We start from the raw sequence: 2,481 nt of genomic DNA, 5'->3' as shown, positions 1-2,481 counted from the left end.
CCCCGCAACACCTCGACATGCGCCTCCCGCACCCCCGCCCCCGGCTCCACGCCGAGTTCCTCGACCAGCCGCGTCCGCAGATCCCGGTGGACGGCCAGCGCCTCCGCCTGCCGTCCGGTCCGGTGGAGGGCCAGCATCAGCTGGCGGTGGAAGGCCTCGCGCAGCGGATGTTCGGCGGCCAGGGAGGTCAGTTCGAGGACCAGACCGTCGAGCCGGTCGCCGACGGCCAGCTCAGCGTCGTAGCGCCACTCCAGAAGCAGCAGCCGCGCCTCCCGCAGCCGCTGCGCGAAGGCGTATCCGCCCAGCTCGGCAGGGAGCCCGCTGAGCGGCGAGCCGCGCCACAGCGCGAGCCCCTCGGTGCACGCGCGCACCGTCCGCGCCCAGTCCCGCCCGGCGTGCGCGGCGCGCGCCTCGGCGACGTGGGTATCGAACACATGGACGTCCAGCTCGCCCTGCTCGACCCGGAGCAGATAGCCGGGCGGTACGGCCCGCAGCCGCTCGGGGTCGTCGAGCAGCCGTCGCAGCCGGGTGACGTGGTTGTGCAGCGAGGCGTGGGCGGAGGCGGGCGGCGCCCCGCCCCACAGCGCGTCCTTGAGGGAGTCGACCGAGACCGTACGGTCTGCCTCCAGAAGCAGCGCGGCCAGCAGCGTCCGCACCTTGGGGCTGCCCACCACCCGGGTCGTGCCGGCGTCGTAGAGAACCGGCGGCCCCAGCAGTCCGAACCGCAGTTCGCACGGCTTCACACCGAACCACTGCCTTCCCACGCGCCGCACCCGGCCGCGCTCCACACTCGAAAACCCACCGCTCCTGGCGGGATTCCGCCCTCTACGCAGCGGTTTCCCGCCACGTGCCACCGACCGGCGATCCGGCCGGAACCCGCTACCGTACCGGCCGTCCGGCGTCGCCGCCCAGCGACTTCACGCCAATCGGCCGTCGACCCCCGCGGGGGACCGTTGGCCACATGTTAGCGATCTGTTAGCGCCGCCTGATGTGATCACTTCATCGGATCTGGCCCGACGGTGCGCGCGTACGACGCGTTGCTCGGGGGAGTGTCGCCGTCGTGGCCGGATCCGGGGACGCGAGAGGGCCCTGGTCGGCGGAGGTGAGCGACCGGGGCCCTCGTCCCTTCCTCCGGAAAGGCCCTCTCACCAGGCCCTTCTCGGCACACCTCAGCCACGGGCCTCATCCACGCCTCGTCTCAGATGACGGGCGGCCGTCCCAGTCGCGTGAGCCGCCAGACCGTGCGCCAGCGCATCGGCCGCCGCTCCCCCGCCGGTTCCCGTATCCCTTCCGCGAACCCGCCGAACCAGGCGCGCAGCCCCGCCGCCGACCGGTTCCTCACGAGCGTGAGCAGCACCCAGACCCCGAGATGGACCGGGATGAGCGGCAACGGCAGCCGACGCCGGGCCAGCCAGACGCGGTTGCGGGCGTTCACGCGGTAGTAGACGGCGTGCCGGGCGGGCGAGGTCTTCGGGTGCTGGAGCAGCAGTTCGGGCGCGTACAGGATCCGCCAGCCCGCGTCGGCGGCCCGCCATGCCAGGTCGGTCTCCTCGTGCGCGAAGAAGAACCGGGCCGGCCAGTCCCCGATCTCGTCGAGCATCGCCATGCGAAAGCCGTGCCCGCCGCCGAGGAAGCCGGTCACATATCCGCCCCGCAGCGGATCGGACGCGCCGACCCGGGGCACGTGCCGGCGCTGGGTCTCCCCGTGCTCGTCGGCGATCCGGAAGCCCACGACGCCGAGTTGTCCGTCGGCGGCGAACAACTCCCGTACCCGCCGCAGCACATCGGCGTCGACGAGCAGCCCGTCGTCGTCCAGCTCGACGACGACGTCGACATCCCCGAACTCCCGCAGCCGCGCGAGCCCGACGTTGCGCCCGCCGGGGCAGCCGAGGTTCTCCTCCAGTTCCACGACGGTCACTTCACCGGGCAGCGACAGCCGCTCGGCGAACTCCGGCAGCCGGCAGCCGTTCCCGACGATCACGATCCGCGCGGGCGCCACGTCCTGCTTGGCCACGGACTCCAGCAGCGCGTCGACCTCGTCCGGCCGGTTCCCCATGGTCACGACGGCGACGGCGACGCGTAGCGCCTCCCCCATGCCCTCACCTCATCCCGGCTCGCAAGTACCGCCGCGATGCTAGCCGTTCACGGTAAGGACTTCTCATGTACGCGGATCCGAAGCGTGATCCGTACACCGACGCTACGTCCGGTCCTCCTTGCGGCTCTCCTCCCGGCTCTCCTTCCGGCGTACGAACTTCAGCCCCGACCAGTCCTCCCCCAGCGCCGCCACCTTCACATCTACGACTCCGAGCGGGAGGAAGATGTCCCGCAGATCGTTCTCAGCAATGTCACTGACATGCCCGGCCGCCTTCCGAGGCCAGGCGATCCACAGCATGGCGTCGTCGGCGAGATCGGCCACGAGCCGCTCCGCCTCGGCCGCCAACTCCCGCCGCTCCCGATAGAAGCCGACACAGACATCGACCC

2 protein-coding genes and 1 pseudogene are annotated in these 2,481 nt (G+C 71.9%); all 3 read right to left on the bottom strand.

The window, feature by feature from the left end; translation table 11 throughout:
• The coding region (locus tag HLK59_RS49470) for an AfsR/SARP family transcriptional regulator (protein ID WP_171148247.1) at positions 1–743 on the bottom strand (743 nt) is incomplete at its 3' end.
• Positions 744–1,198: 455 nt separating this feature from the next.
• Positions 1,199–2,095 carry a glycosyltransferase gene (locus tag HLK59_RS49465; protein WP_171148246.1) on the bottom strand — a complete coding sequence of 299 codons (897 nt, stop codon included), beginning with the start codon at positions 2,093–2,095 and terminating at the stop codon, positions 1,199–1,201.
• Between the two features lie 102 nt (positions 2,096–2,197).
• Positions 2,198–2,481: pseudogene (locus HLK59_RS49460) on the bottom strand (DUF3052 domain-containing protein); the annotation flags it as partial.

This window comes from Streptomyces sp. S3(2020), from assembly GCF_013044505.1.
Lineage (GTDB): Bacteria > Actinomycetota > Actinomycetes > Streptomycetales > Streptomycetaceae > Streptomyces.
Note: the sequence above shows the minus strand (reverse complement) of the source record. Positions and strands in the feature narration are given on the sequence as shown.

Coding starts and splice junctions, on each gene's coding strand:
- HLK59_RS49465 (WP_171148246.1), bottom strand. CDS start 2,095: ATGGGGGAGGCGCTACGCGTCGCCGTCGCCGTCGTGACCATGGGGAAC.